This is a genomic window from Rhizobacter sp. (genome assembly GCA_019635355.1).
GTDB lineage: Bacteria > Pseudomonadota > Gammaproteobacteria > Burkholderiales > Burkholderiaceae_C > Rhizobacter.
The window spans coordinates 2,238,619-2,263,665 of the sequence record JAHBZQ010000001.1; the positions used below are offsets into that span (position 1 = coordinate 2,238,619).

The window sequence follows — 25,047 nt, forward strand, 5'->3', positions numbered from 1 at the left end:
TGTATGAACACCATGGTTGACCCCAATCTGCACCCCGGCACTGCACATCACCTTACCTTGGGCGAGTTGCACGACACACCCAACAGTGCGGGCAAGCCTGCCATCTCTGACACCGTCAACCCGCTGCACAACATCAAGACCCGCCTCCAGGTCTGTGTGGGCGAAGTCGTGGTTACCGTCGGCGATCTCCTGGCGGCCAAGGAGCATCAGGTCTTCGTGCTGGGCCAAGCCGTCGACCAGCCGGTCGACATCCTGCTCGAAGGCAAGGTCGTCGCCCGCGGGCAGCTCATGGCGGTGGACGACCAATTCGCCGTGCGCATCACCGAACTCCCCACGCCCTTGAAGCCGTGACATCGACGCTTGGCCCGCAAGGCACAACCGCCGCGTCGGCCACGGCCGCCGCCAGTGGAGCAGAGTTCGGCACGGCCCCGGCATTGCCTTTCCGCCGCGACGACGACCCGATCTTCCCGGTCGGCGGTGCCGTGCTGCTGTTCGGCCTCATGGCGGTCGCCCTGTGGATCGTCTGGTGGGACCGGCGACGGGGCGGCCGCCTGGGCCGCTCGCCCAAAAGCTGGTCTCGCCTGCTCACTGGCCGCACCACCGCCGACAGCGCGACGCAGCACATCAGCGTGCTCTCCACCACGCGCATCGACGCGACGACGCGTGTCCACGTGCTGGCCTGGCAAGGGCGGCAGTTGCTCGTCGCCGTGCAAGCCGGCCAGCCCCCCGTCGTGCTGGACCGCCAAGACACGCCGGCCACACCCTCGACAGGAACTTCATCGTGACCCGGCTTCCCGCATGGCTGCGCAGCCTGGTGGCCGTCGTCCTGTGCATGCTCATGGCGCTGGGCGCGGCGCTCGCTCAAGACCTGCCCCCCGCCGCAGGGGCAGCAGCGGCTTCCAGCCCGGCAGCCACCGCGCCTTCGCTCGACGCCAGCGCGCCGGTCGCCGCCAGCCCGCCAAGCGTCATCGCATCGTCACCTGCGCGCGCCACGGCCGGCAACACCAAGGGCGGTGTCGGCATCAATCTCCGCCTGCCCTCGACAGACAGCGCCAGCGACACCTCGCTCGCGGTGCGCATCGTGCTCGGCCTCACGGTGCTCGCCGTGTTGCCGTCGCTGCTGATCTGCGTGACAGCCTTCCTGCGCATCATCATCGTGCTGTCGATGCTTCGGCACGCCATCGGCATGCCCGAGACGCCGCCGAACACGGCGCTCATCGGGCTCGCGCTCTTTCTCACGCTCTTCACCATGTCGCCGGTGCTGCAGAAGGTGAATCAAGACGCCTTCGGGCCCTTCATGGACGGCAAGCTCAACGTCGAGCAAGCCTACGAGAAAGCCAGCAACCCGCTGCGCGAATTCATGGTGAGGCAGACGCGCGAGCAAGACATCGCGCTGATGATCGAGCTGTCGAAGGCCAAGCGTCCGCAGAGCATGGCCGAGGTGAGCAACCTGCAGCTCGTGCCCGCGTTCATGCTGTCGGAGCTGCGTGCCGCGTTCCAGATCGGCTTCGTGGTCTTTCTGCCCTTCCTGCTCATCGACCTCATCGTCTCCAGTGTGCTCATGGCTCTGGGCATGATGATGATGCCGCCGGTGACCATCGCGCTACCACTCAAGGTGCTGATGTTCATCCTGGTCGACGGGTGGAGCCTGCTGCTAAAAGCGCTGATCGGCAGCTTCCATTGACCGGCACCCATGACCGCCGTGCACGACACTCCCGCGCAACACTTGCCCACCGAGGGCGAGCTGTGGCAGCGCTGGCGTGAGCATGGCGATGCAGCAGCACGGCAACACCTGCTCGACCACTTCCTGCCCTATGCGCGCGTCGTGGCCGCGACCTACTACGGCCGCCGCATCGTCGACGACATCGGCTTCGACGACTACCACCAGCTGGCCTGCATGGGCCTCGTGGAGTCGATCGACCGCTACGACCCTGCCGCCGGCGCGCAATTCAAGACGTTCGCAGCACGCCGCATGCACGGTGCCATCCTCGATGGCCTGGAGGTCGCCACTGAGAAGCATCAGCAGATCGCTGCCGAGCAGCGCCTGAAACGCGAGCGCCTGGCCGCGATCAAGGCCGAAGCCGCCGAGCGCTCGGGCTTCGACACGCACACAGGTGGTCGAGCTGCTAACGGCGGCTCGCACGCCGACGTGCTGTTCAAATACCTCAGCGAAGTCGGCGTCGGCCTGGCCATCAGCTACCTGCTCGACGGCACAGGCCTGGTCGCTCAAGACAGCCTCGCCACCCATCCGCACGCCGAGCACCAGTACTACCAGCGCACCGAGCTCAGACAATTGCAGCAACGCGTGCGCGACATGGTGCGGCAGCTCGGCGAGCAAGAGCGCACGGTCATCACCCGCCACTACCTGCACCACCACACCCTCGACGACATCGCCACCGACATGCAGCTGACCAAAGGCCGCATCTCGCAGATCCACCGCGCGGCACTGCAGATCCTGCGGACTCAGCTGGGCCGCCAGCGACGATGTGACGTCGACCTTTGAGCCCTCGCCTCCCGACACCATGACCGACAACGCCACACTGCAACGCCTGGACCGGCTTGAAGGCTACCTTCAGCAGGACCCTGACAACCTGAGCCTGCTGGCAGACACCTTCGACGCGGCACTTGAAGCCGGCGAATACGCCCGCGCGGAGCCGCACCTGAGGCACGCGCAGAGGCTCAGCCCCGCAAGCGTCGCATGGGCCACACGCGAAGCTCACTGGCTGATGGCGCAACGGCGCTGGGCCGAGGCCGATGCATCGCTCATGGCCTTGCAAGCCGAAGCCGAGCTTCCCCCTGAGGGACAAGCGGCACTGTTGCGCGACCTCGCCCTCGTGGCACTGCACCGCGGCGAGCCCGCGCTTGGCCTCGATCGCCTGCGCCCGCTGGTGTCGCCCGTTGCGCCGCAGCAGCCGATGGACGAAGCCATCCAGCTGCTCTGGCTGCGCCTGCTCCACCGCGCCGCGCAGCTGCCCGAGGCGCTGGCATGGGCCGAAGCGCGCTGGCAGGCGCAGCAGCTGGCGTCGGGCCCGGCTGGCGCCGCCAGTCTCATTGCCCTCGATGCCAACGACGCTGCACGCAGCCTCGCCTGGGCCGAGTTCGCCTTGAAGCGCGAGCCTCGGCAGATGGAAGCACTGGTGGCCCGCGCAACGCTCGCGCTGGCGCAAACTGATGCCCCGCTGGCGCGACGACTGCTGGGCCAGGCCCTGCAGAAAAGCCCCACCGACGGGCGCAGCCTCTCCGTTCTTGGCTTTGCGGAATTGCTGGAGCGCAAGCTCGATGCCGCGCGCACCACCTTCGAAGCCGCTGTGCGACACATGCCGCAGCACATCGGCACATGGCATGGGCTGGGTTGGACGCGGCTGCTGCAAGGTGACATGGCGGCGGCACGCGCTGCCTTCGAGACAGCCTTGCAACTTGACCGCACGTTCGGCGAAAGCCACGGCGGCCTGGCCGTGATGCAGGCCATGCAGGGCGAGCGCGAAGAAGCGGAAGCTTCCATCGAACGCGCGCTTCGCCTGGATCGTGGCGGCGCGTCAGCGCAGTTTGCAAAAGCAGTGCTGCGCGGCGAGGCTGGCGATGCACAAGCCGTTCAACGGCTGGCCAAGAGACTCCTGGGCCACCGGCCAGGCCTCATGGGCGGCTCGATGTTGGACGCCGTGCAGCAAGCCGTGCCGGGCTTCAATGCCGGTGAGCAGAGGAACGGCACCTCGACGCACTGACCCGGCCGAGCACCGCCAAGGCGCAGACTTCAGCGCTTCAACGCCAATTGAAACGCCGGGTCGCTGAACAGCTGGGCAGCAAGCTTTTGATAGACCTCGGCCTGCTCCTTGGCCACCCAGCGCGCACCCACAGAGCCCAGGGCTGGGGCCCAGGTCGCGCTGGCGCGCAGCTCACGCTCGTAGGCCACACGACCATCGGGCTGCTGCACCATAAAACGTGCCGCGATCGTGCCGTGGTCCTTGCGCATGTCGGTGTGCAGCACCGTGGCCGACAACACCCAGGTCGATTGAGCGTCGTACACCGACGCGCCTTGTAGCTGCGCCAGCAACGTGTCTCGCAGGTGCGCGGCTTCGGCCTCAGCCACGAGAGGAGGCTCCACGTACGTGGCTTCACCGCGCACCTCTTCGACCCCTTGGACCAAACCCACCGCGCCCAACGACAGGTTGCGGAGCCCTGCTTGCTTCAGCATCTGCACCGACTCACCACTCACCTGCGGCGTGTCAAGCGGAAGAGGCCTTCGCGCCCAATCGGGCGAAGTGCAGGCCGCAAGGCAGACTGAAAAGCCTGCAGCAAAGAAGGCGATCTGTGCTCGTGTCCTCGACGGCATTTTGATTCCCCCTGAATAATGATGTCGTCGCTGAGCGGCGCTATCGCTTCAGCGGCCTTGCCGCCCTAACTGCAACGGCTACTGGGGGCTTTTTGGCGTCGAGGGCACATGCGACACCTTCCACCGCGCACCACCATGCCGACGCCGCCTCTGTCCAAACTTACTCCAGACGGGCCACTGCCTTCTCTATCAATCGATAGCCATAGACGTCCATATTAGGAAGCGCGCGCAACTCTTCGTCAGAGGCTGGCCCGATATGAACATCTTCAACCCAAACATCGCCTCCGACTACTCGGCGGGTAAGTGCTCGATCGGCATCAGTCACCGGTGCAGAACCGGCCAACACCCACGCACCTTTCTTCACCGAATCGATTCCGGCATAGATACCGCGCGAATGCACGTCCTCAAGAGAACTAGGGACATCTATTGATGGGAACGCTCTTTCGTACATCCGGACAAGAAGAACATCCTTAAAGTATTCCGACATGTAGATCACTTTGGCAAAGGCATAGTGCCCTCCGCCAGGAATCGCATATATGCCGCCCAACTCGACAGAAGGCCTCTTCGTCATCGTTAACCGCCAATCTTCTTCATCGTAGCGATCCACAGATCTTCAGTCACTGCATCGCGATACATCTGAGCATTCGGATTACTAGGTTGGTAAGACCGGAACTGATTCAGCAACGGACTTCCCGGATTTTGACGCAATGCCCCGCCAAAGTGATCCATGAGAGCCTGTTCCAGGCCTTTGGCTTGAGGTTTCGATAGATTGTTGGTCCACAACACGCGCCCAACCAACTCCCCCTTGTCAAGCGAGGCTTCGTGAACAGCCAACCGCGCCGGAGCGTCCCCTCGTCCTACATACTTCAAAGCGCCAGCCTCATCGAAGAGTACATATAAGCCTTGGCCTGTCACCTTGTCATAGTTGGCCCCTGTACCACCAACGCCAGAGGGAAGCTGAGGCCCAACAATCTTCTCAAACTTGAGAGGGATTGGATTCGAATAGAGCACCCCCGCCTGTGGCGACGCCAGCCCGATGTTCCAGTCCGGTAATCCACCGGTCTCCCGCAAGAACGTCGCAGTCCCGCGAATACCACCCGCGGTGAACTGCGCGGCTTTCGCGTATGCCGCAGGGCTTGCCAGCTCCCCTGGCACGCCGCCCATCCGTTGAAGACCATTGCTGTATTCGAGGACTCGCCCTGTCGTCCCGTCCCACTCATTGATCGCACGGCCTAAGTAGTTCCGAGACTCCGCACCCCGGAGCGCATCAAACCCATCGCGCAACACCGCACCGGTGTAGCCCAATCCCTTCATAACGCTTGTCACGAACTCCGGCGCACCATTCACCAGGCCTTTTGCTGGTCCTTTGACCATCAGATCAACGGCCGCAGGAACGGCTCGGCGCATCTGCTCGCCATAAGGCATGGGAGCACGGGCAGGCCCTTCAGGCACCGCGGGCTGCGAGAAGTAGTACCCGCCGCCAAGTGCCATGCCCCAATCAATGCCGCCGTCATTTACGCCGGAACTCGTCACCTGTTCAGCGACGAGGGTCCTTTGAAGTGGTATCGACTCGAGCCTTGGCAGACGAAGTGCGCTGGTCGTTACACCAGTGGCAAACAAAGTGGTTGGATTTCCATCTTCGTTGATGTACTTGCGAACGACGGTCTGCCACGGCTCCTTGGATCCATAAGGAGCGCGTCGAGCATCTGACGCATCGCTAGTGCTGACAATGGGCCCCGCCGTTTCGTTCGAACTGCCACTAGCCTGCTGCACAGCCGTCGAAACCAGTCCCCCGGTTTCACCCGTAGTTTCGTCCAGCAGCCGCCTCATGCGGGCCAGGTTCTCTGCCCTAAAGCGATCAGGGTTCTCTGGAGCACCTTGCGTCTTTGGCCTGCTTAAAGCTGCAAAACTCGCCCCCAGCACAGTACCAAACGCATCCGCTGCCAGTTGTTCATTCGACACCCGACCGCCGCGGAGTACCAGATTCGTGGCTGTACTGGCGAACCCCCGCAGCAAGGTCTGCTGCGCGCGCGCCACGCCAGCCAGCGGGCCAGTACCAACATCCCGTGCATACTGTCCATTGCCGAGCGGCATCATTTCACCAGTGTTGGGATCTACGCTGGCGCTGATCAATTCACCGTTGCTTGCGCTGGCGTTGTCAGACAGCCCCTCTCCAATCCCCGCATTGGCCGCCGCCACCGCCACGCTCGTCCAGCTGAACTTCTGCTGCACGCCCATGGCAATGGCCACGCCTTGTGTCATCGCGCTCGCAACTGCGCCGCGCACGGCAGCACTCAAGACGGCATTGCCAGCGATGTTGAAGGCCGGCAGGCCAAAGCTGATCGCACCGCCGATGCCCGAGACGGCCACCGACTCCCAGTTGATGCTCTTTTGCATGCCGAGCTCTCTGGCCACCATCTGGCCTGCCAGGTTGCCCCCGGCTGCCGCAGCCGCAGCCAGCAGCACGTTGGTCACCGTGAGGCTCGCACCGACGGTGAAGTAGGCCAGCACCACCGACACAACGACCGCAACCACCTGCACGATCATCTGGCCGTTGCCGCCGCAGGCCTGACCGGGTGGGCCGAGCGGCGGGGCGCTGTCACCGCCGATCTGGCGTTGGTCGAAATGGGTGTACGTTTTTGCGTTGTTGTGAACGGTGCCGATCTGAGCGGAGATGCTGAGCACCTGCCCGGGTTGGATGTCGGCGTCGCTCGCCAGCGCGTTGCTATCGGCAATGCAGTACCACAGCGTCTCATCGCCGTAGACCTTGAATGCAATGCTGCGCAGGGTGTCGCCTGCTTGCACGACGTAGCGGCTGACGCCGCCTTGCTGGCCGTTGAAGGCACGGAAGCTGAAGTTGAAGTCAGCCACCTGCTCATTGCGCGAGACGCCGTACGAGCCAAGCACCTCGCCATTGGCCATCACGGTTCGTTGGACGCTGCCGGTGTTGTAGGTCACGCTGCCGGCGGTGTTGGCGTACAGCAATTGCCCCTCGGCGTTGTTGATGTAGTTGCGTTCCTGCTCGTGCGTGTAGGTCGTGCGAGTGAGGTTGCCGCTCGCGTCGTAAAAGTTTTGGGTGGTGCCGGTACCCCCTTCGAAGCCACCAATGCCTTTGAAGATGCGACCGGTGTGGCCCAGCCACTCACCGAGCCCGGGTAGTCCCAGGGCGCTACTCACCAAACCGCCCAGCAATCGACCCAGTGTGCTGCTGCGTTCGTTGCCCCGGCTGTCAACGCCGTTGACGAAGTCAATCTTGTAGGAGTCGAATCGCTTGTAGTTGTAGTAGTAGTCGATGTGGTAGTCGTTGACGATGTCGTAGTGGGTGTGAGTGACGTTGCCGACGTTGTCGTAGTCATTCAGGATGACGCGGGCGCGGTCGAAGGGTTTGGCGTCACGCGGGCTGCGAACCTGCTGGCGGACGTTGCGCCCATTGGCGTCGTACAGGTTCTGGGTGGTCTCTTCGGACAGCCCGGCACCACGTACCGCACCTGGTGTCGTGCGTGTGGTGTTGATCAGCGCCACCTGGGCCTGCGTCGCAGTCGGTCTGCTGTCAGCGTAGCCGGCAATGGCGCGGCCCAGGCCGTTCTGCACGAGTCGATCGGCCGCGTCGTAGTAGTTGAAGTTGATGCCCAGGCCGTCTTGCGCAATGACCGTGAGTCGATTCTTCGCGTCGTAGGTGTAGCTGTTGACCACATAGCCATCGTTGATGGAGTTGACGGTGACATCTGAATACGCGGGCCCCTCCTCCACGCCACTGATATAGAACAGTCCATCGGGGGCGGAGCGTGAAATGATGTACGGCTGGCCGCCCGAGTAGCCGATGTCACTTTCGGCAAAGACCTCTCGGTATTCGCTTCCCGCTTCACCCCCGCCACCCATCAGCCACCCGATCGAGACACCACCCTCGGATTCGCTGGCGCGGTAAGCGTAGAAACCTCTCACGACAGTTCGCACGGAGGTGAGTCGATTTCCTCCCTTGCGCTCGGTCTTGCGGTTGCCGTTGACGTCGTAGGTGATCTCGCTGCCTTGGGTCAAGGAGATGGCAGCCTGATAGTTGCCCCGCGAGTCTTTCTGCAGAATGCCTTGCATGTCCCGCACGCCGATGCCGTCGACGATGCGCTGGCGATTCATGCTGTCATAGGTGAAGAAACGGTCCTCGTCCTTGGACGTGTCGGCACTGTTGGTGTTGGGCTGAAGGACGTTTGCGTGCGTCGTGATGCGGGTACGGTTGCCAACCTGGTCGTACTCCATCGCGATGTGCACACGACCGTCGCTCACGTCACGCAGGCGGCCAAGGGCATCGTAGGCCAGGTGGCTGTCTTGATAGACGTTGTAGTAGCCGTTCTGCCGCACGGTCTCGCGCACGTGGTTGCCGGCGAGGTCGTATGTGGTGGTGGTCTGCTGGCTCAGGGCAGAGTCCCAGATGCCGGTCTGCTGCCCAGCCGCGTCGTAGGAGTAGCTGACGGTCGTCGTGCCAGCGCTGCCGCGGTTGATGTCGTAGCTCATCAGTTGGCCAGTCCGGCCGTCGTCGTAGTGGTAGGTGTATTGGCCACCTCCCAGGTCGACGTGGTACCGGATCTTGCCGAAGTAGTCGTAGTGCCAGGTCGCATACCTGTTGTTGGCATCAATCTCGGACGCCTTCTTACCCAAGCGGTCGTAGTAGGTTCGCGTGTGGAAGAGAAGCGGATCGACGCTTTCGATGACGTTGCCAGCGAGGTCATAGCGATAGCGGGTGGTCTGCCCGGCGCCATTGGTCTGGCTGATCTTGCGGCCAGCCTGGTCGTAGGTGTTGCGTTCCACAGTGCTCAACGAGCCCTGGTAGTTGAGCATCACGCTGGCGGCACCGTCTTCCTGGATTCCAGTGCTGCTGAACACGTCGACCGCGCCATGCACGGTGGTCAGCATGCGGCCCATGTTGTCGTAGGTGTAGCGCGTGACGTGTTTGGCCCGGGTGGCGGCGTCCACGCTCGCATCGGGTGTGGCGGCAATGGCGTCGCGCTGGGCCACGCGGTTGCCAAATGCGTTGTAGCTGTACTCCACCCGACCACCGTCGGCATGGTGCTCGCCCGCCAGGTTGCCAGCCTCGTCGTAGTACTTCAGGTTCAGGTTCAGGTTGGCATCGCGCACACCGATCTGCCGGCCCAGCGAGTCGTAGTAGATGCGCGTGGTCGGCGCACCTTGACCCAGGTCGGCCACTGGCTGAACTTGCTCGATCACCTGGTTCAGGCTGTTGTAGCTTGTCGTGGTGACCCAGTCCGCGTTGCGCACATCGCTGCGGGTGAGCACGTTGCCCCAGCGATCCGTGGTCACGTGGGTGACGGGTCGTGCCCACGGGTTGAGGGTCTCGCTGTCGGTGACCACCCCGCCAGAGATCAGGCCGGTGCGCAGGGTTTCCTCGGGAGAACCATCGAGCGGGGTTCGCACCACCTTGTAGGCGTACGGGCTCGAAAGTTGAGACAAGTCGAATCGCCAAGCATCGCCGAAGTTGATGCCGACGGTGATCCAGTTCTCAGGCGTATCAGGGGAATCTTGGCGGCGGATCTTGAGAGCCGTCTGACCCGCCACGCCGTCTTTCTGCGTGGCGACTTCGATCACGCTTCCATAGGCGCCCGAAGCCGTGCGATTGACGACTTCATGCCACTGGCCGTTTGCATCCTTCTTCTCGACCACAAAGCCATTGATGGCGCTGATGCCGCCATGGGGCGACGCGGCTTCGTCATTCCATCGCAAGGTGGCGCCGATGCCCGCCGCGTTGGTGAAGATCCAGGTGTAGGTCAGCTCGACGCTGGGGTGGTTGACCACTTGCCCGTCATAGTACGGATTCCCGTTCTCGTCGAAGTAGCCTGTGAAGTTGCCAGGAGACTGGTAGCTTTGGGACTGGTAGCGCAAGGTGACGCGAACATCGCCGCTTCCGAGTTGCGCCAAATCGCTCCAGCCGAGCTGGACCTCGTTTTGGGTCTGTCTGGTCCAGCGCATTCCATATGCCGTCGGGACAGAGGAGAACTCACCGTCCACCCAGGCAATGGGCACGCTTCGGATGGTGTCGGAGCGCGTGAGGCTGAAGCTGGCGGTGAGCGGTCGGATGCTCACACCGTCTTCGTTGATCACGCGCCATGGGTCGATCTGCCGTTGCAGGTGACCGATCTCGTCGTAGACGTAGTCGGTGCGGCGGGTGTGGGTCCAATTGTCAACTTGTTCGGCGCTCAGCGCCTCGTCCAGCGTCGGGGCACCCGGCACGCCGGAATGCGTCATCACGGACGTGATGCGCCCTTGCACGTCGTACAGGATGACCTTGGTGACGCCGTCGCCGGCCGTGGTGCGCCACAGGTGACCCGCGTTGTCGTATTCGAAGCGCTCTTGCTGGCCGCTGCCAGGCCCGCCGTCGACGATGCCTTTCGACGTCATCTCGCCGAAGGCGTTGTACGTCATCACCGAATCGATGACGCCCGCGGTACTCTGCAGCATCCGAGTGACAACGGGGGCCGAACTGCCCGACGTGGCGGCCTCGTTCAAGAGTTCCACCGGCGATGGCGTGAAGCTGTGGGTCATGCGACCCAGCTTGTCGTACTGGTAGGCGGTGAAGATCGTGCTGTCGATGACCAGCGAAGCGTTGTTGGCCCCCGGCATTGCGGTCGACGTGCCGGAAGTCACCCCCTGCCAGGTCTTAGCAAGTTCACCGCGCTCGTTGTACGAGTTGTACTGGCTGTGACCGTTGGCGTCGGTCGTTTGCACAAGGTGGCCGAGGCGGTCGTACTTGTAGTAGGTGATCCGGTCTTGCTCACTGAAAACCGGCATCGGGAAGCCGGTTTCCCCGAGGGTGCCGACGCCGTAGTAGACGACAGGGCCAAAGAAGCCATTCGGGTAGCTGACGTAGGCGTGGGTGGAGCCGGTGTGGGACACACCAGTGAACTCTTGTGCTGCCGCGGCGCCCAGGGCCAGCTCGGACTTTTGCACCACATTGCCAAAGGCATCGCGCAGGTACAGGGTGAGCGGGGAAAGGGTCTGGCCGCTTTCGGTGCTGGTGCGCGCAGGCGCGGCCACTGCCGTCACGCGCCCCAGCGCGTCGTAGTAGCTGAAGGTGTTGGCACCGGTGTTGTCGGTGGTGCGGGTGAGGTTGCCCACAGCGTCGTACCCATATTCAGTGGTCACGTCTTCCTCGTGACTTTCAAGCGCCGGCAGGACCTGGCCCCCTACGGTGGTGCTAGCGGCCGTGTGGAAGACCACGCTCTTGCGGATATCGTGCGTCTTTCGGTCGAGCTTGTCGTAGCGGTACTCGGTGCTGCGGTTCTGCGCGCTTGACGCCGGGGTACCCGGGTCGGTCAGCCAGCTGCCGGGCGTGGGCTTGGCCACGGGGTTGGCGTACTCGGTCTGCTGCGTGAGGTTGCCCATCGCGTCGTAGCCGCGCCTCGTCAGGTAGCCCCCTGCATTCACCTCGGCCACATTGCGGCCACGGTGGTCATAGTAGTAGGCGGTGATTGACCAGGTGTTGGTGACGCTGTTGGCCAGCACCGCCTGCTGCACCACTTCGCCAAAAGCGTTGTAGGTCTTCTCGGTGGTTTTGCGGGCTTGCGTGTGGGAGATGGCGACACCGCTGGCAGTCGGGTCATATGCGAACGCTGCCGACTCGGTGACGCGCAGCGTGCGGCCCAGCTTGTCATAGACGGTCGTGACCGTCCGGTCTCTGCTGCGGTCCGTGCCGAGCGCCTCGGCGACCTCGTCTTCGGTTATGGCCTGATCGGCACTGGTCGGTACATCGTCGGCGAGCGGCGTGGAGGCGTTGTATCGCGTGAGGAATCGAACGTCACCGAAGGCATCATGTTCATAGCCGGTGACGTACCCCATTGCATCGACGTCATAGCGCACGCGGCCCACCTTGTCGTAGACCTTGTAGCTGGCATTCCCAGCCACGTCGACATTTGCGACGGCGTTGCCCAGGGCGTCGTAGAACGTTTGCGAGGTGAGCGCGTTGCCGGTGTTCTCGTTGCGCAGCAGTTCCGCCGGAGCGGCCAAGCCGCTCTGGCCGTTCGCGCCCAAGAGCGACGGGTGCTCGTTGTAGACCCGCACCGGGGGATAGATTACTCGCACCTGCCGACCCACCGCGTCATATTCGTAGCGTGTCGTGCGCTGCTCAGCGACGAAACCAGAAGCTTCGGTGCGCGAGCTCAAGTTGCCCAGACCATCGTAGGTGAGGCGGGTGACGATTCGGGCGTCGCTCGTGTAGCTCGGCCCCAAGGCCGCGCCGCCCCCGGATCCGGGGCCCGGCAAAGTGAGCGCGACTTCCGGTGTGACCTCGGTCTCCAGACGGCCGGCGGCATCGTAGGTGTAGTTCCAGGTGCTGCCCTTCTTGTTGGTGAAGCTCAGCTTGTTGCCCAGGCCGTCGTACGTGTAAGACTCCACGAAGCCCAAGGCATCTTCGGTGGAAGACACGCGGCCGCCGCGGTCGTGGAAGACCTTGGAGACGCGGTCTCGCCCTTGCGCATCCGCAGCCGGCAACACCCCCGCAGTGACTTCCGGGTTGTAGTAGCGCGTGGTCGTGACCGAGCGCTCTTGCTCGTTGTAGTCGACCTTGGTGACGTAGCGCTCGGCATCGACGGTGCGCACGAGTCGGTTGGCTTCGTCATAGCGGTATGTCGTGACGCGGTCATTCGCGGTTTCATAGACCCCGCCACGCACGGTGCCGGCCACGGCCCGGCGGTCATACGCCCGCACCTGCCGCACGTTGCCGTTGTCGTCGTAGCTGGTTTCAACAGCGCTGCCATTGGCATCGGTGGCCCAGGTCTGGCGATTGGCGGCGTCGTATTCGTAACGGGTGACGCGGTTTTCTCCGTGGTTCGCCACGGCGGTGGTCGTGCTCCACTGCTCTACCGTCGCCTCGTACTCCGTACGTGCGGTGGCGTACTGGATTCGGCGGCTGACGTTGCCGTTGTCGTCGTAGACGTTCTGCGTCACCGCACCCATGCCATCAGTGACGAAGGTGACGCGGTTGAGCACGTCGTAGGCCATCCGCGTGTGCGCATCGCGGCCCGGCTCTTCATTCACCTGGGGATCAGACCCACCGCTCCACGCCGCCAGATCGATCCGGTTGATGTAGGCGATGCGATCGGTGACGTTGCCATTGTTGTCGTATCGATACTCGACAACGGCCCCGGTGCCATCAACGCTGAAGGTCAGCCTGCCGTCGTCGTCGTAGCGGCGTGCCTCGACTGCATCGCGGCCAGGCTCGGCGTCGACCAGTGCTGCAATGTCCTGCTCGGACGCCTTGATCGGCAAGGCCGCCAAAACGTTGGGCGCGATCGCGTTCGCATAGCGCGTGGTGCGGGCGATGCGGCCTTCGTCGTCATAGTCGGTGTGAGTGATGCCACCCGCGCCATCGACGCTGTAGATCCGCCGGTCAGTGGCGTCGTAAACGTAGCGTGTACGGTTCCCTGCGCCGTCGAGCACCGAGACGAGATTTCCCTTGTCGTCGTAGCTGTAGCGGGTGGTGATGTTCAGGCTGCCGTCGGGATCCACGCGCTCTACCGTGCGGCGGCCCAACTCGTCGTACTCGTAGCGCGTGACCGAGCCGCTCGGCATGGTGACCGTCAGCTGCCGTCCGGCTTCGTCGTAGGTATACAAGGTGCGCAGCGCCAGCCCGTCGGCGTTGGCCAGCAGTTGATCGCCCGGGCCGGGCACCAGCAAGGGGTCGACCGTCACCTGCCGCACCCGGCCGTTGAGGTCGAACTCCACGTGCGTCCACACGCCGTTCGGATCCTGTGTCCACACTGCCTGGCCCTTGGCGTCGTAGCGGTAGTTCGTGGTCAGCGCGAGGTCAGTGGGGTCCACCGTCACGCTCAGCACGCGGTTGGCCGCGTCGTAGTCGTAGTGGACCTCGTTGCCATTGGCATCAGTGGCAACGCGCAGCAAGCCGGCGCGGTCGAACTCTTGCTCCGTCCAGCTGCCGTCGGGGCGGTCGACGCGGCGCAGTTGGCCGTTTCGATCGTAGGTGTAGACGGTCGTCTGCTGGTTGCCGTCGGTGACGGAGTAGGTCTCGCCGTGGCGGGTACGCGTGGTGCTCGTCGTGATGCCCTCGGGCGTCTCGACGGTCACGCTGCGCTGCTCCAGGCTATAGAAGTAGGTGGTCGCGCGCTCGTAGGCGTCAAACTGCTGGTAGACGCGGCCGAAGGCGTCGTATGTGGTGCTGCGTTGCGCGTTCGATGCGTCGATGGTTTGAACCAAGCGACCCACGCGGTCATAGCTGAAATAGGTCGTACCGTCGTTCGCGTCGATGCTGCGCACCACACGGCCGAATGCATCGTAGAAGGACTGGGTCACGGCGTTGATGCCGCCCACGTCACGCACCGTCCTCTCGGCCAAGCCGCGCCGGTCGTAGTAGGTGGTGTCGGTGACGATCTCGCCCTGGTGCAGCACGCGGGTGGACTCCGCGTTGCCAAACACGTTGTAGGTTTGCGTGGTGACGTTGCGCATCGCGTCCGTCACGGTCTCGAGCTCGCCGCGGCGCGTGTACGTGTTGGAGACTTCGGAGTCGAGCACCGGGTTGCGAAGTGCCGCCAGCGCATTGCGCAGAACCGCGGTGACGCGCCCGCCCTCCAGTTGACCCAGGACGCTGGCCGACAGCCGCGCGGAGTAACGGATGGTGGACTCGAGCTGGTTCAGTCCGTCGTAGATGCGCTCTTCGACTTCGCCCAACGCATTGACGGTGTGGCTCAGCTGACCGTCGTCGGTGTAAAAGAAAAGCGTGCGCCGGCCCAGGGCATCAGTGGTGCTGGAGCGGCGGCCTGCGGCGTCGTACGCGTGCGTGAGGCCGTGCTGGCTCCAGATCTGATTGATCTGCTGCTGCGTCGTCGCAGCCGCCAGCAGCACAGCGCCTTCGGCCGAGAGTTCGCCGGTCAGGCGCCCCTGGCGGTCGTAGCGCACATTGAGCGTGCGCTCCTGATCCGTGCTGTATGCCCGGACCGTGGAGATGAGGTTGCCGACATCGTCGTAATGGAAGCGCGTGGTCGTGCCTTCAATGTTCTGCTGGTATTGGACGCGGCCAAGATCGTCATAGAACGTGATGATGTACTGAGCCCGCGTGTCAATTGCAGGCCGGATATCGTCCAAGCGGGTCGACGCATCAACCGCAGCAGTGATCTCCGTGCTGTAGCGGATGACGATTGCGACACGGCCGTTTCCGTCGTAGACCGTCTCGGTGAGGCTGTTCTCGGCGTCGAGCTCGCCGATCACCAGGCCCCGTGCGTCGTAGAAGTAGCGTGTCGACTGGTTCGCGCTGGCATCGGCTTCGCTGGAGCCGGTCACGAGGTCGACGCGATCTCGCCCGATGGCGTACCAGCCGGCCACGGTGGTCGTCGTCTGCGTATCCAGGTCGCTCACCTGCAGGTCGTCACCTACACGGCGGAACACCAGGCGGTTGGCACCACCGGCACCTGCCGGCAGAACGGGGTTGGTGTCGCTGACCACCGGAATCGGAGCAGAAGAAGGCGAGGCCACCTGAGCATCGATCTGCGCTGCGTCCCACACCTGCCCGTTCGCGAAGACGATCTGCTCGATCCGGTCTTGAGGGCTGCGGTAGTAGTTCTGAATGCGCAGCGAGTCGACAGCGTTACCGTGAAGGCGCAACATCAAATCGTCGCCCTGGCGCTCAAGGAGCACCAGCGCGGGAGTCACCCCCTGACCGAGGACAATGCGGTCGAGCTTGCCGACTGCGGCATCGGTATTGCTGATGACATCGCGTCCGGAGCCGTGGCCAAAGAGGTAGGTGTCGTTTCCGCTGCCTCCGTCGAGGTAGTCATCGCCGGCACCACCGTCCAGCACATCGTCACCCGCGTCGCCAGCCAGCTGGTCAGCGCCCTCGCCGCCGTTCAGGCTGTCGTTGCCATCTCCGCCTTGCATGGCATCGCCACCAGCGCCGCCGACCAGAGTGTCGTTGCCGCCGTCACCACGAAGGTCATCACCCGCAGCGCCGCCTTCCAGGATGTCATCGCCATCAAGCCCGACCAGCAGGTCTTTCCCTGCTCCGCCGGAGACGTGATCCGCACCCGAGGTTCCACGTATCTCATCGGCCTCATCGGAGGGAAGGGTCACCCGCGCCTCGATGGCCGACGAGTTCCAGATGGTCCCGTCGGCGAAGCGGATCTGGGTGATCCGATCCGCGCTGCTGGCGAAGTGATTGACGACCGTCAGCACTGCGGCGCTGTTGCGGATCGTCAAGATCAGCATGTCGTCGATGCGGCGAAGCACGACGTCCTGCGGCGCGACATCGGGCTTGAGCAGCACTTCGTCGACCTTTGTCGGCGACTCATCAAAGGCCCCGACGAAGTCGCGACCAGAGGTGCGACCGAACACATAGGTGTCGTTGCCGGCGCCGCCTGACAGTCCGTCATCGCCCGCTCCGCCCTCCAAAAGATCATCCCCCGGTGTCCCTTCGACGGAAACTCCCGGCGGGTTGGCCATGAGCATGCCCAGCACGCCAGCATGGCCGAGGGTGCTGCCGTCGTGGAAGCGGATGGTCTCGAGCGTCGCCGACGTGGTGCCGTTCTCGGCAAAGTAGCCAGACACGGTCAGTCGGTCGGCTCCACCGGCCAGCTCGATGATCAGGTTGTCGCCCTCTCGCAGGAAGCGCGCGTTGGCGGCCGTGACGCCCGCGCCCAGCTGCAGGGTATCGGCCGAGATCCCCTGGGCATCATCGTCATAGTTGTAAATGGCGTCGTGCCCGCTGCCGAAGCCGAAGACGTAGGTGTCGGCACCCGACCCACCGAAGAGCACGTCGGAGCCAACGCCACCGTCGAGGAGATCGTCGCCGCTGTCGCCATACAACCAGTCGGCGCCCGCCCCGCCCTGCAGGGTGTCGTTGCCGGCGGAGCCCAGAAGCTCGTCAACACCATCGCCGCCCAGCAGGTTGTCATTTCCTACGTCACCAGTGATCAGGTCGTCGCCTGCACCACCGTGGATGGTGTCGTCTCCCTCAGAGCCGTATATGGTGTCGTCGCCTGAGGTGCCCAGCAAGGTGCGGGCGAGAACCTGTGGGTGTCCGAGCGTCGTGCCATCCGCAAAGCGGATGTTCTCGACCGTCTGGCTGGTAGCGCCACCGGCATCGAAATAGCCGTCCACCCACAGCCGGTCGGAACTCTCGGTCAGCGCGATGACGAGGCTGGTACCCGCCCGTTCGAATCGAACATTGGCGAGTGTGATGCCCGCTCCGAGCACGATGGTGTCGGCGTTGACCCCCTGCGCATCCTCGTCGAAATTGACGATGGAGTCGTGCCCGCTGCCGTAGCCGAAGTGGTAGGTGTCAGCACCATTTCCGCCTTGGAGCAGGTCGTCACCGGCACCACCGTCCAGCGTGTCACGGTCGCCACCGCCAAACAGCTCGTCATTGCCGCCACCGCCGAGCAGCACGTTGTCGCCGCCCTGCCCGGCGAGCACATCGTTGCCGGCCCCGCCGTCCAGGATGTCGTTGCCGCCGTCACCAAGCAGTACGTTGGCGCCACTGTCACCCACGTACAGATCGTCGGACATGCTGCCGTCGCCTGCAAACACTACTCCGAGGGACGTAAGCGGGGCGCGGATGGGATCGTTGGCTGCGAGGCCGAGCGTCCAGCTGCGCAGCAGTGCGATGCCGTCGAAACCGCCCAAGCGCAAGGCGCCATTGGCGGCACGGATCAGGGTGACGAGGTCGGTGACGGCAGCCACAGGATCGAGGGCACGCTGCGCGTTGAAGCGGGCAGCAAGCTCGGTCGCATGCAGCGGACCCGCCGCCACCACTTCGCTGGCTTGGCGAACCACATAGGCGGCGCCTCCCGTCGGTTCATTGCCGAGGTCCACGACCACAGGTGGGGTGAGGGCATCAGCCAACTGGCCCTCCATCGGCGAGGCGTAGCGGAGTTGCTGCGCCAATCGACCGGCGGCGTCGTAGCGGTATTCGGTGAAATAGAGTTCAGCGTCCAGTTCGGCCACCAGCAGGCCGTCGGCACTGTAGAACTTGCGCGACACACGATCATCGACGCTCGCAGGCACCACCTCGATGTCGGCCAGGCTTGGCTGCGCGTCGAGATTCAGGAACCGATGCGCATGTTGCCGCTCGGCCACGACACGCGAGGAGCCGTCGTACTCGATCCGTGTCACAAGGCCAGCGGCGTCGACCGTCGCCGCGAGCCGGCCCGCCGAGTCGTACACCCGCCAGCTGTTGCGGTCGTGCGCGGCATCCAGCAGCCGGATGTCGTCAAGGCTGGGCAGAGCCGGCTGGCCTCCTGCGGTGACAAGAAGGGAGATGTCGACACGGCGTGCGTACGCCTTGGTGCCCACTAGCTGGCTGGCCGCGTCATAGCGGTATTCGACGAGCGTGCCGTCGGCATCGATGTCGGCAACCTTGCGGCCCGCCTCGTCGTAGAGCATCCACTGGCGCACGCCGGTGGGATCTTCCGTCATCGCCAGTCGGTTGGCGGCGTCGTAGAAGTAGCGAGTTTCACCCAAGTCACCGTCGACGGAGCTTTGCACCACCGAAAAGAGGCGACCGGCAGCGTCGTAGGCGCTGGTGGTGACCAGGCCATTGACCAGCGTGACGGCGGTACGCGCATTCGCGTCGTCGTAGAAGTAGAGCGTGGTGTTCTGCCGCGCATCGGTTTGCGTTTCGAGGCGGCCCAGGCCGTCATAGGTGTAGTGCGTGCTCTGGCCGTCAGGCAGCGTGGTGCTGAGCAGCGATCCGTCGCGGTCGTAGACGCTCGTGACGATTGACGCGTAGATGCCGGGCACTCCCTCTCCATCTTCGTCCACGCGAGCGTAGCTGGTGGTGAAGCGCAACTGGCCCCGGTCGTCATAGGTCATGTCGACACGTGTGGCGCGAGTCATGTCCTGCGTGCCAACCCAGCCGACGAGAGCCGAGAGGCTGGGGACGTCAGTCACCCCGAGTGAGCCGACGGCGTAGGTTCCGCCGGAGTAGGTGAGGGTCGCCTCGCGTTCGCCCTGGGGGTTGTAGCGATGTTCGGTCACGCGCCCCTCGGGAGTGATGGCGAAGCGAAGGCGGCCGCTGGCTGCACTGTCATACACGTAGCGCGTGGTCTGCGGCCGTGAAGCCTGGGCCGGGCCATCGCCGTCGCTGTCGGGGATGAGGTAGACCGTCTCGGTGAGAAGGTGGTTGCGGGCATCGTAGGTGCGGCTGACGGTGTTGCCGGCGGCGTCCCGCTGCAGAACCAGGTTGCCGCGCGTGTCGTACTCCATGTGCACGGCGTTGCCCAGGCCGTCGATGACCTGCCGTACGTCGCCGTTGGCGTTGTAGGCGTAGGTCGTGCGCAGGTTCTGGTTGCCGACGGCAGGAGCCTCGACCTCGCCGAGGCGCCCGGCAGCGTCAAAGCGCATCACGGTGCTGCGCCCGAGAGCATCGGTGATCGTGGTCTCGTTGGTGCCGTAAGCGAACCCGGTGCTGTGGCCCAGCGCATCGGTGACGGTCTCGATTCGCCATTGACCGTTGATCTCGACGTAATCGAAGGTGAGGCTGCTGCCGTCTCGCTGGGTAACGGTGTGGACGCGCCGGCTGGCACCTTCGTAGGTGTAGTCGGTGAAGTAGATGTCGCCGTCGATGACCGAGTTGTCTTCGGGACTCAGGTCGGTGGTAACCCGGCGAAGCCGGTTTTCGGTGTCGTACTCGTAGCGCGTTCGGGTAGCGGTGACGCCGTTGCTGTCGACCGTGCGCACCTGCGACAAATTCGAGCCGTTGTAGTCGAAATGCAGGGCCTCGCCGGAGGCCGTGGTCACGGTTGTGAGCAGCCCGTTGGTGTAGGCGAAGCTGACGGTGTTTCCTGCGGTGTCGGTGCGAGAGCGCAGACGGGCATCGATGCCGCCGTCGTAGCGCTCCCGCACGCCAGTGTCGCCGTCGGTCCAGACGTACTGGTCGGCCGCGGCGTCATAGGTGATGGTGTCGAAGGCTCCGGCACCGTCGCTCGAGACGTAGGAGGCGCTAGCGATGTCATAGACATAAAGCGCTTGCGCACCATCGCGGTCGGTGCGCAGCAGGGTGCTGCCAGCGGCGTTGCGCACGCCGGTCAGCCGCAACGGTTGCACGAAAAAGCCGTTGGACCAGTTGTCGGCGTTGTCGTCGTTCAACAAACCCTGGCTGTTGTAAGTCCGCAGGGCAACAGCCTCCAGGCCGCGGCCCACCAGACGATCGTCCTGGTCCTGGAGCACCAGGTTGCCGTTGGCTGCGTTGACGAATACGCCCTCACCGCTGCGGCCATTGGCAGCGCTTCCCAATGAGCCGTTCCGGCCGAGCTCAGCGAGGGAGGTCAAGGTCAAACCGAGGCTGTTGCCGCCGACGATCGCTACCATGAGAAGCTTTCCTTAGGGTTATCCAGTAAGCGCCATGAGGGGGCGAACCACTGCGCCCACTGCCCATGAGAACTTTCAATACATCCTCGGAAAACTCGTTCGGTTTAGCGTGACCGCCGCCTTCCCCTACACAATTGCTGCAGAAGCGGGATATATGCAGCTGACGCGTAGCGAGAGACGCATACGACCCCGCCATCGCTTTGTGAAAGCCATTCACCATGACCAACACGCAACTTCCGCCGGTTCTTCAACAAGCCATGCAAGCCAGCAGTGCCGGCGACATGGATACCGCCATGCGTCTATTGAGAACGGCCATTCACGATCTGCCGGATCACCCGCTGCCTCACTTTCTGCTCGCAGCGGAACTCGCACAGGGCGGCAAGATGGAGGAAGCTGAAGCGGCCTTCGCGAACTCTGTCCTCTTGGCACCGGCATTCGAGACGGCCCGGTTCCAGCTCGGCTTGCTTCAGTTCACATCTGGTCGCGTGTCCATGGCAATGCTCACGTGGCAACCGCTCGTGGAGCTGCCCGACACCAACCCGTTCCACCGCTTCGTCTCCGGAATGGCCGCACTTGCCGCAGATCGATTCGAAGAAGCGGCGCACCATTTACGCGAAGGCATGAAACTGAATCATGACAACCCGCCGCTGAACACCGACATGCAGATGTTGCTTGATCGAATCGCTCAACACACAGGTGACACCAGCAAAGCGGCCGAGCGAGATGACGAGGAATCTGCACAGGCCTCGCATCACGTCCTGCTGTCAAATTACCAGCAAGATGGGCCCGCTCATTGAAGACAGACCTGGTTTTCTGATCTATCCATGACTCGCATCGATCGCTCCGGTCAGCTAACAGAGCTTCTTCGGAAAAGACTCAGCGCATTAAAGGACGCGAGTGCAGCGTCCAAGACGGCATCCGCAGGGCGAGCCAGCGCCGGTACGAAGCAGCACTCGACGGGCTCGTCTGCAGCGGGGTCTGTCGACGTCGCGGGCGCGCTGGCGAAGCGCATTCAGCTCATCGCGACCGACGATCCAGACCGTCATCGCAAGGCGTTTCGTGCTTTCCTCGAAGCGATGCTTCTCGCTGAGCTCGGTGAGTCGCTCATGAACGACGCAGCCTTTTACCAGATGGTTGATCAGATCCAGGAGCAGATGGAGGCGGACCCTCATCTCGCGGAAGCTGTGAGCAACGCGAGCGCGATTCTGCTCAAGGGGAATCTGTAGCGCAGCGCCACATCTGACGATGGGTTCGCGGAACGCCCATCCTCATGTACTGGCTGCACATACGCTACTGCCTTCTATTCGCCCCTCCCCGGCAGCTGCTGCGGCCGGAATGCGAGGACTTGCAAGAATCACTTTGGCGCACCACGAGTCAACATCAAGAAAGCAGGGGATGAAGATCAATCAAGAACATGCACGCCGAGGGAGCATTGCTTACCGGCCTGACATCGACGGGCTCAGGGCGATCGCCGTCCTGCTGGTGCTCGTCTTCCATTTCCATCTCTTCTCTGCCGGCAAGAGCGGCTTCGTCGGCGTCGACGTGTTCTTTGTGATCTCGGGCTATCTGATCACATCCATCGTGCGCCAGCAAGTCGCGGCGCAGCAGTTTTCACTGGTCGACTTCTGGGTCAAGCGCTTGCGCCGTCTGGCGCCGGTTCTCTTTGTCGTGCTGGCGCTGGTGTTGGCATATGGAGCACTGCGACTGTTGCAAGCTGACTTCAAGCAGCTAGCCGAGGAAGTCGCGGCGACGCAGTTCTATGTGGCCAATGTCTACTTCTGGCGCAACGTCAACTACTTCGGCCTACAGGCCGGAAACATCTACCTCCTCCACACTTGGTCGCTCTCGGTCGAAGAACAGTTTTACATCCTCTATCCACTGTTCCTCGTTGTCGTGCTCAAGCGCTGGCGGGCGCAGGCGCCGTGGGTTGTGCTCGGGGTGGCGTTGCTGTCGTTCGGCCTGAACGTGGCGTTCGTGGGCTCCAAGCCGGAAGCGACGTTCTACCTGATGCCTACCCGTGCGTGGGAGCTGCTGATCGGTGCACTGCTGACCTGGGTGCCCCGCGTACGGCATACAGGCGGCGCCCACCTTCTGGGCGTCCTGGGCGCGCTGCTCATCGCCGCGGCTATTGCGGCCTACAGCCCGGAAACCCGGTTTCCAGGGGTCTTCGCCTTGCTGCCTACGCTCGGCGCTGCAAGTCTCTTGCTTGCGGGCGGCGCGCCGGGCGCCTGGTCGACGCGCGTGCTGTCGATGAAGCCGGTGGCGGCCATCGGCCGCATCTCGTATTCGTTGTACCTGGTGCACTGGCCGATCAACGTATTTGCGTCGAACGAGCTGGGCGAGGGATACACGTTGGGTTGGCGTCTGGCGATGCTGGCGGTGTGCTTTGTGGCGTCAGCGATTTTGTACCGCTGGGTCGAGATGCCGTTTCGCCACGGGCGTGTGCTGTCGAGCGCTCGAGGGTTCGCGCAGGGTTATGGCGCAGGCCTGGCGTTGAGCATCGTGGTGTGTGCCACGGTGATCACGACAAAAGGCCTGCCACAACGCGTGCCACCCGACGTCGCAAGGATCGCTGCATTCGCCATGGATCGGCCCAGCGAGCGCTGCGCGGAGTTCCGTGCGCAGGGCGGGCAAGCCACCCCACCGTCTTGTTCCCTCGGCACGGATGGCCAGGCTCCGACGTGGGTGATCTGGGGCGACTCTCACGCGTGGGCCGCCCAGGATGCCATCGACCTGTGGCTGAAGAAGACTGGGCAGGCCGCCCGCTTCGCCTTCATGAACTCCTGTCCACCGCTGAGAGGCGTGCACGTGCAACGTGCGGGCACGACATGCCACTCGTTGAACGAAGCCATGATGGCTGCGGCGCTTACAGACCCACAGATCAAGAACGTGTTTCTTGTCTCCTCGTGGCGCCAAGCTATCGAAGGCCGCCTCAGTACCTCGCCTGATCGGCACCTCGGCGAGGCAGGGTCCGTGGCGTTGTTTCACCAGCGGTTCGACGCCACGGTGCGCGAGCTTCATGCGGGAGGCAAGGCCGTTTATCTCTGGGAGCCCGTCCCTGGAGCGCGCGAAGACGTGCCTCGAGCCGCCGCGCTGGCACTGCTGCGTGGCACCAAGGCAAATCTTGACTACAGCGCGGCAGACTACCGCGAGCAAACGGCCTTCTTCTTCCAGGCCAAGGAGCGCAACCGGCCCTTCATCGCCGGGTCGTTCTCGCCATCACGTGTGCTGTGCCAAACCGGCATGTGTGCCTCAATTGTCGACGGCGACCCTGTCTACTACGACAACGGTCACCTAGCTCGCTCGGGCAGTGCTCGTTGGGCACTGGCCTTGGAGGCTCAGATGGGCCAGCCTGCTGTGGTGAGCCGGCTGGCGAACTAACGGCACCTCTGTAGCGCCAACATCTCCTTGAGGATCGCTGGGCCTGGGTGGGTTTGGCCCGCCTGCCTCGGCGACTTCGCCAAGCGCCTCTAATCACTCCCAATCCTCGAGAGTCCAGCGTGGGGCAGTGCGATGGGTGCTCCATGAAGACGAGCCGTCAGACCTCCGCAACGTTCTCTTGAACCTCGCGCCCTGCAGCAGCGTCGGCGTGTGGCCGTGGCCGCTCGCGCTCGGCATCTGACTCGTAGCTCAAACAGATGTAGTCCGGAAGTGATCGGAATCCCAGGAAGGTGCTCACACCAGTGATACGCGTTCTTCGGATCGCCCAAAGCTGGATCGAAATCGAAGCTTCGGTCGGATTTGCCGAGCGAAAGGCGGCCCCAGGCTGGTACGGACTACGAGGGTGCCAGAAGAACTGGCTCGGCGGAATCGCGGCGGCCGCCCAGCCAAGCCGCAGGAGGACGCAGACCAGATCAGCTTCCTGGAATCACCGCGAGCTGGGAAGGTATCGGGCACAGAGCAGCGATCGACGGCGGAAGGCTCCGACCATGTAGCTGCAGGCCGTCAGAGGGTCTCAGACAGAGAGCGGGTTCGCAGTCCAGCGTTCGATCCCAAGAGGCTCCTGCTGCGATCTGCTCCTCAGCACATCTCACCCTAGTCAACACTCTGGTTTGACCTCATACGCTCTTGCGGGACAAACATGCGGCGCATTGTGCCAATGCGGCCATTTAGGTCGGTGGGCTCCGAACGATGCACTCTCGAACGGCCGCAATGCAGCGATTGCTGTCGGTCGTGACTTGCTCAGTGGCTACCGACACCGGGTTAAACGGTACGCACGGAAAGAAAGTTATTTCGCTGTGAGCGAAGTCATGGTACGCTCCGTCCCGTTGGTGTGGAGATAAGCCAGAGTAGTACCCGGACCACTTGTGGTCTGCGGGGAGGAAACTCCCCAAACAGTACCCCGGTCACGCGATCCGACGGCCCTGTGCCGGTCGATGTGCGGCGGGCGGTGGCGGATG

At 63.6% G+C, this 25,047-nt stretch carries 11 protein-coding genes; 8 read left to right on the forward strand and 3 right to left on the reverse strand.

Annotation, left to right across the window (positions count from 1 at the left end; translation table 11 throughout):
* The first annotated feature begins 3 nt into the window (after nt 1–3).
* From KF892_10015 to KF892_10035, 5 genes are all read left to right on the forward strand, one after another.
* On the forward strand, nt 4–351 hold the full coding sequence (locus KF892_10015; protein MBX3625336.1) for a FliM/FliN family flagellar motor switch protein: 348 nt from the start codon (nt 4–6) through the stop codon (nt 349–351).
* Nucleotides 348–785, forward strand: coding sequence for a flagellar biosynthetic protein FliO (locus KF892_10020; protein ID MBX3625337.1), 438 nt, complete (start codon nt 348–350; stop codon nt 783–785). Before KF892_10015 ends, KF892_10020 begins: the two co-directional genes overlap by 4 nt.
* Nucleotides 786–1,033: 248 nt before the next feature.
* Entirely contained in the window at nt 1,034–1,684 is a 651-nt protein-coding gene (gene fliP / locus KF892_10025; protein ID MBX3625338.1) for a flagellar type III secretion system pore protein FliP, read from the forward strand.
* Nucleotides 1,685–1,693: 9 nt separating this feature from the next.
* Complete coding sequence (locus KF892_10030) at nt 1,694–2,503, forward strand: sigma-70 family RNA polymerase sigma factor (GenBank protein MBX3625339.1); 810 nt, start codon at nt 1,694–1,696, stop codon at nt 2,501–2,503.
* 19 nt (nt 2,504–2,522) lie between these two features.
* Nucleotides 2,523–3,722 (forward strand): tetratricopeptide repeat protein, encoded by a 1,200-nt coding sequence (locus tag KF892_10035; protein ID MBX3625340.1) that lies wholly within the window; start codon nt 2,523–2,525, stop codon nt 3,720–3,722.
* Nucleotides 3,723–3,751: 29 nt separating this feature from the next.
* Here KF892_10035 and KF892_10040 read toward each other — a convergent pair whose 3' ends face one another.
* The 3 genes from KF892_10040 to KF892_10050 form a co-directional block, all read right to left on the reverse strand.
* The gene (locus tag KF892_10040; GenBank protein MBX3625341.1) at nt 3,752–4,198 is read right to left on the reverse strand and encodes a hypothetical protein; all 447 of its coding nucleotides are present in this window, start codon (nt 4,196–4,198) and stop codon (nt 3,752–3,754) included.
* 292 nt (nt 4,199–4,490) lie between these two features.
* Nucleotides 4,491–4,937 carry a hypothetical protein gene (locus KF892_10045; GenBank protein ID MBX3625342.1) on the reverse strand — a complete coding sequence of 149 codons (447 nt, stop codon included), beginning with the start codon at nt 4,935–4,937 and terminating at the stop codon, nt 4,491–4,493.
* Entirely contained in the window at nt 4,904–20,647 is a 15,744-nt protein-coding gene (locus KF892_10050; protein MBX3625343.1) for a LysM peptidoglycan-binding domain-containing protein, read from the reverse strand. Before KF892_10050 ends, KF892_10045 begins: the two co-directional genes overlap by 34 nt.
* Nucleotides 20,648–20,865: 218 nt before the next feature.
* Between KF892_10050 and KF892_10055 the strand changes: the two genes are divergently transcribed.
* The 3 genes from KF892_10055 to KF892_10065 all read left to right on the forward strand — a co-directional run bounded on the left by KF892_10055 (nt 20,866) and on the right by KF892_10065 (nt 24,028).
* Nucleotides 20,866–21,444, forward strand: a complete 579-nt coding sequence (locus KF892_10055) for a hypothetical protein (GenBank protein MBX3625344.1) — start codon at nt 20,866–20,868, stop codon at nt 21,442–21,444.
* A 27-nt stretch (nt 21,445–21,471) separates the two neighbouring features.
* Nucleotides 21,472–21,873 (forward strand): hypothetical protein, encoded by a 402-nt coding sequence (locus KF892_10060; GenBank protein ID MBX3625345.1) that lies wholly within the window; start codon nt 21,472–21,474, stop codon nt 21,871–21,873.
* Nucleotides 21,874–22,042: 169 nt separating this feature from the next.
* On the forward strand, nt 22,043–24,028 hold the full coding sequence (locus tag KF892_10065; GenBank protein ID MBX3625346.1) for an acyltransferase: 1,986 nt from the start codon (nt 22,043–22,045) through the stop codon (nt 24,026–24,028).
* Nucleotides 24,029–25,047: the final 1,019 nt, after the last annotated feature.

Excerpts from the sequence above, each read along its gene's own strand:
- KF892_10015 (MBX3625336.1), top strand. The coding sequence starts at position 4 with ATGAACACCATGGTTGACCCCAATCTGCACCCCGGCACTGCACATCAC.
- KF892_10030 (MBX3625339.1), top strand. The coding sequence starts at position 1,694 with ATGACCGCCGTGCACGACACTCCCGCGCAACACTTGCCCACCGAGGGC.
- KF892_10035 (MBX3625340.1), top strand. The coding sequence starts at position 2,523 with ATGACCGACAACGCCACACTGCAACGCCTGGACCGGCTTGAAGGCTAC.
- KF892_10050 (MBX3625343.1), bottom strand. The coding sequence starts at position 20,647 with ATGGTAGCGATCGTCGGCGGCAACAGCCTCGGTTTGACCTTGACCTCC.
- KF892_10055 (MBX3625344.1), top strand. The coding sequence starts at position 20,866 with ATGACCAACACGCAACTTCCGCCGGTTCTTCAACAAGCCATGCAAGCC.
- KF892_10060 (MBX3625345.1), top strand. The coding sequence starts at position 21,472 with ATGACTCGCATCGATCGCTCCGGTCAGCTAACAGAGCTTCTTCGGAAA.
- KF892_10065 (MBX3625346.1), top strand. The coding sequence starts at position 22,043 with ATGAAGATCAATCAAGAACATGCACGCCGAGGGAGCATTGCTTACCGG.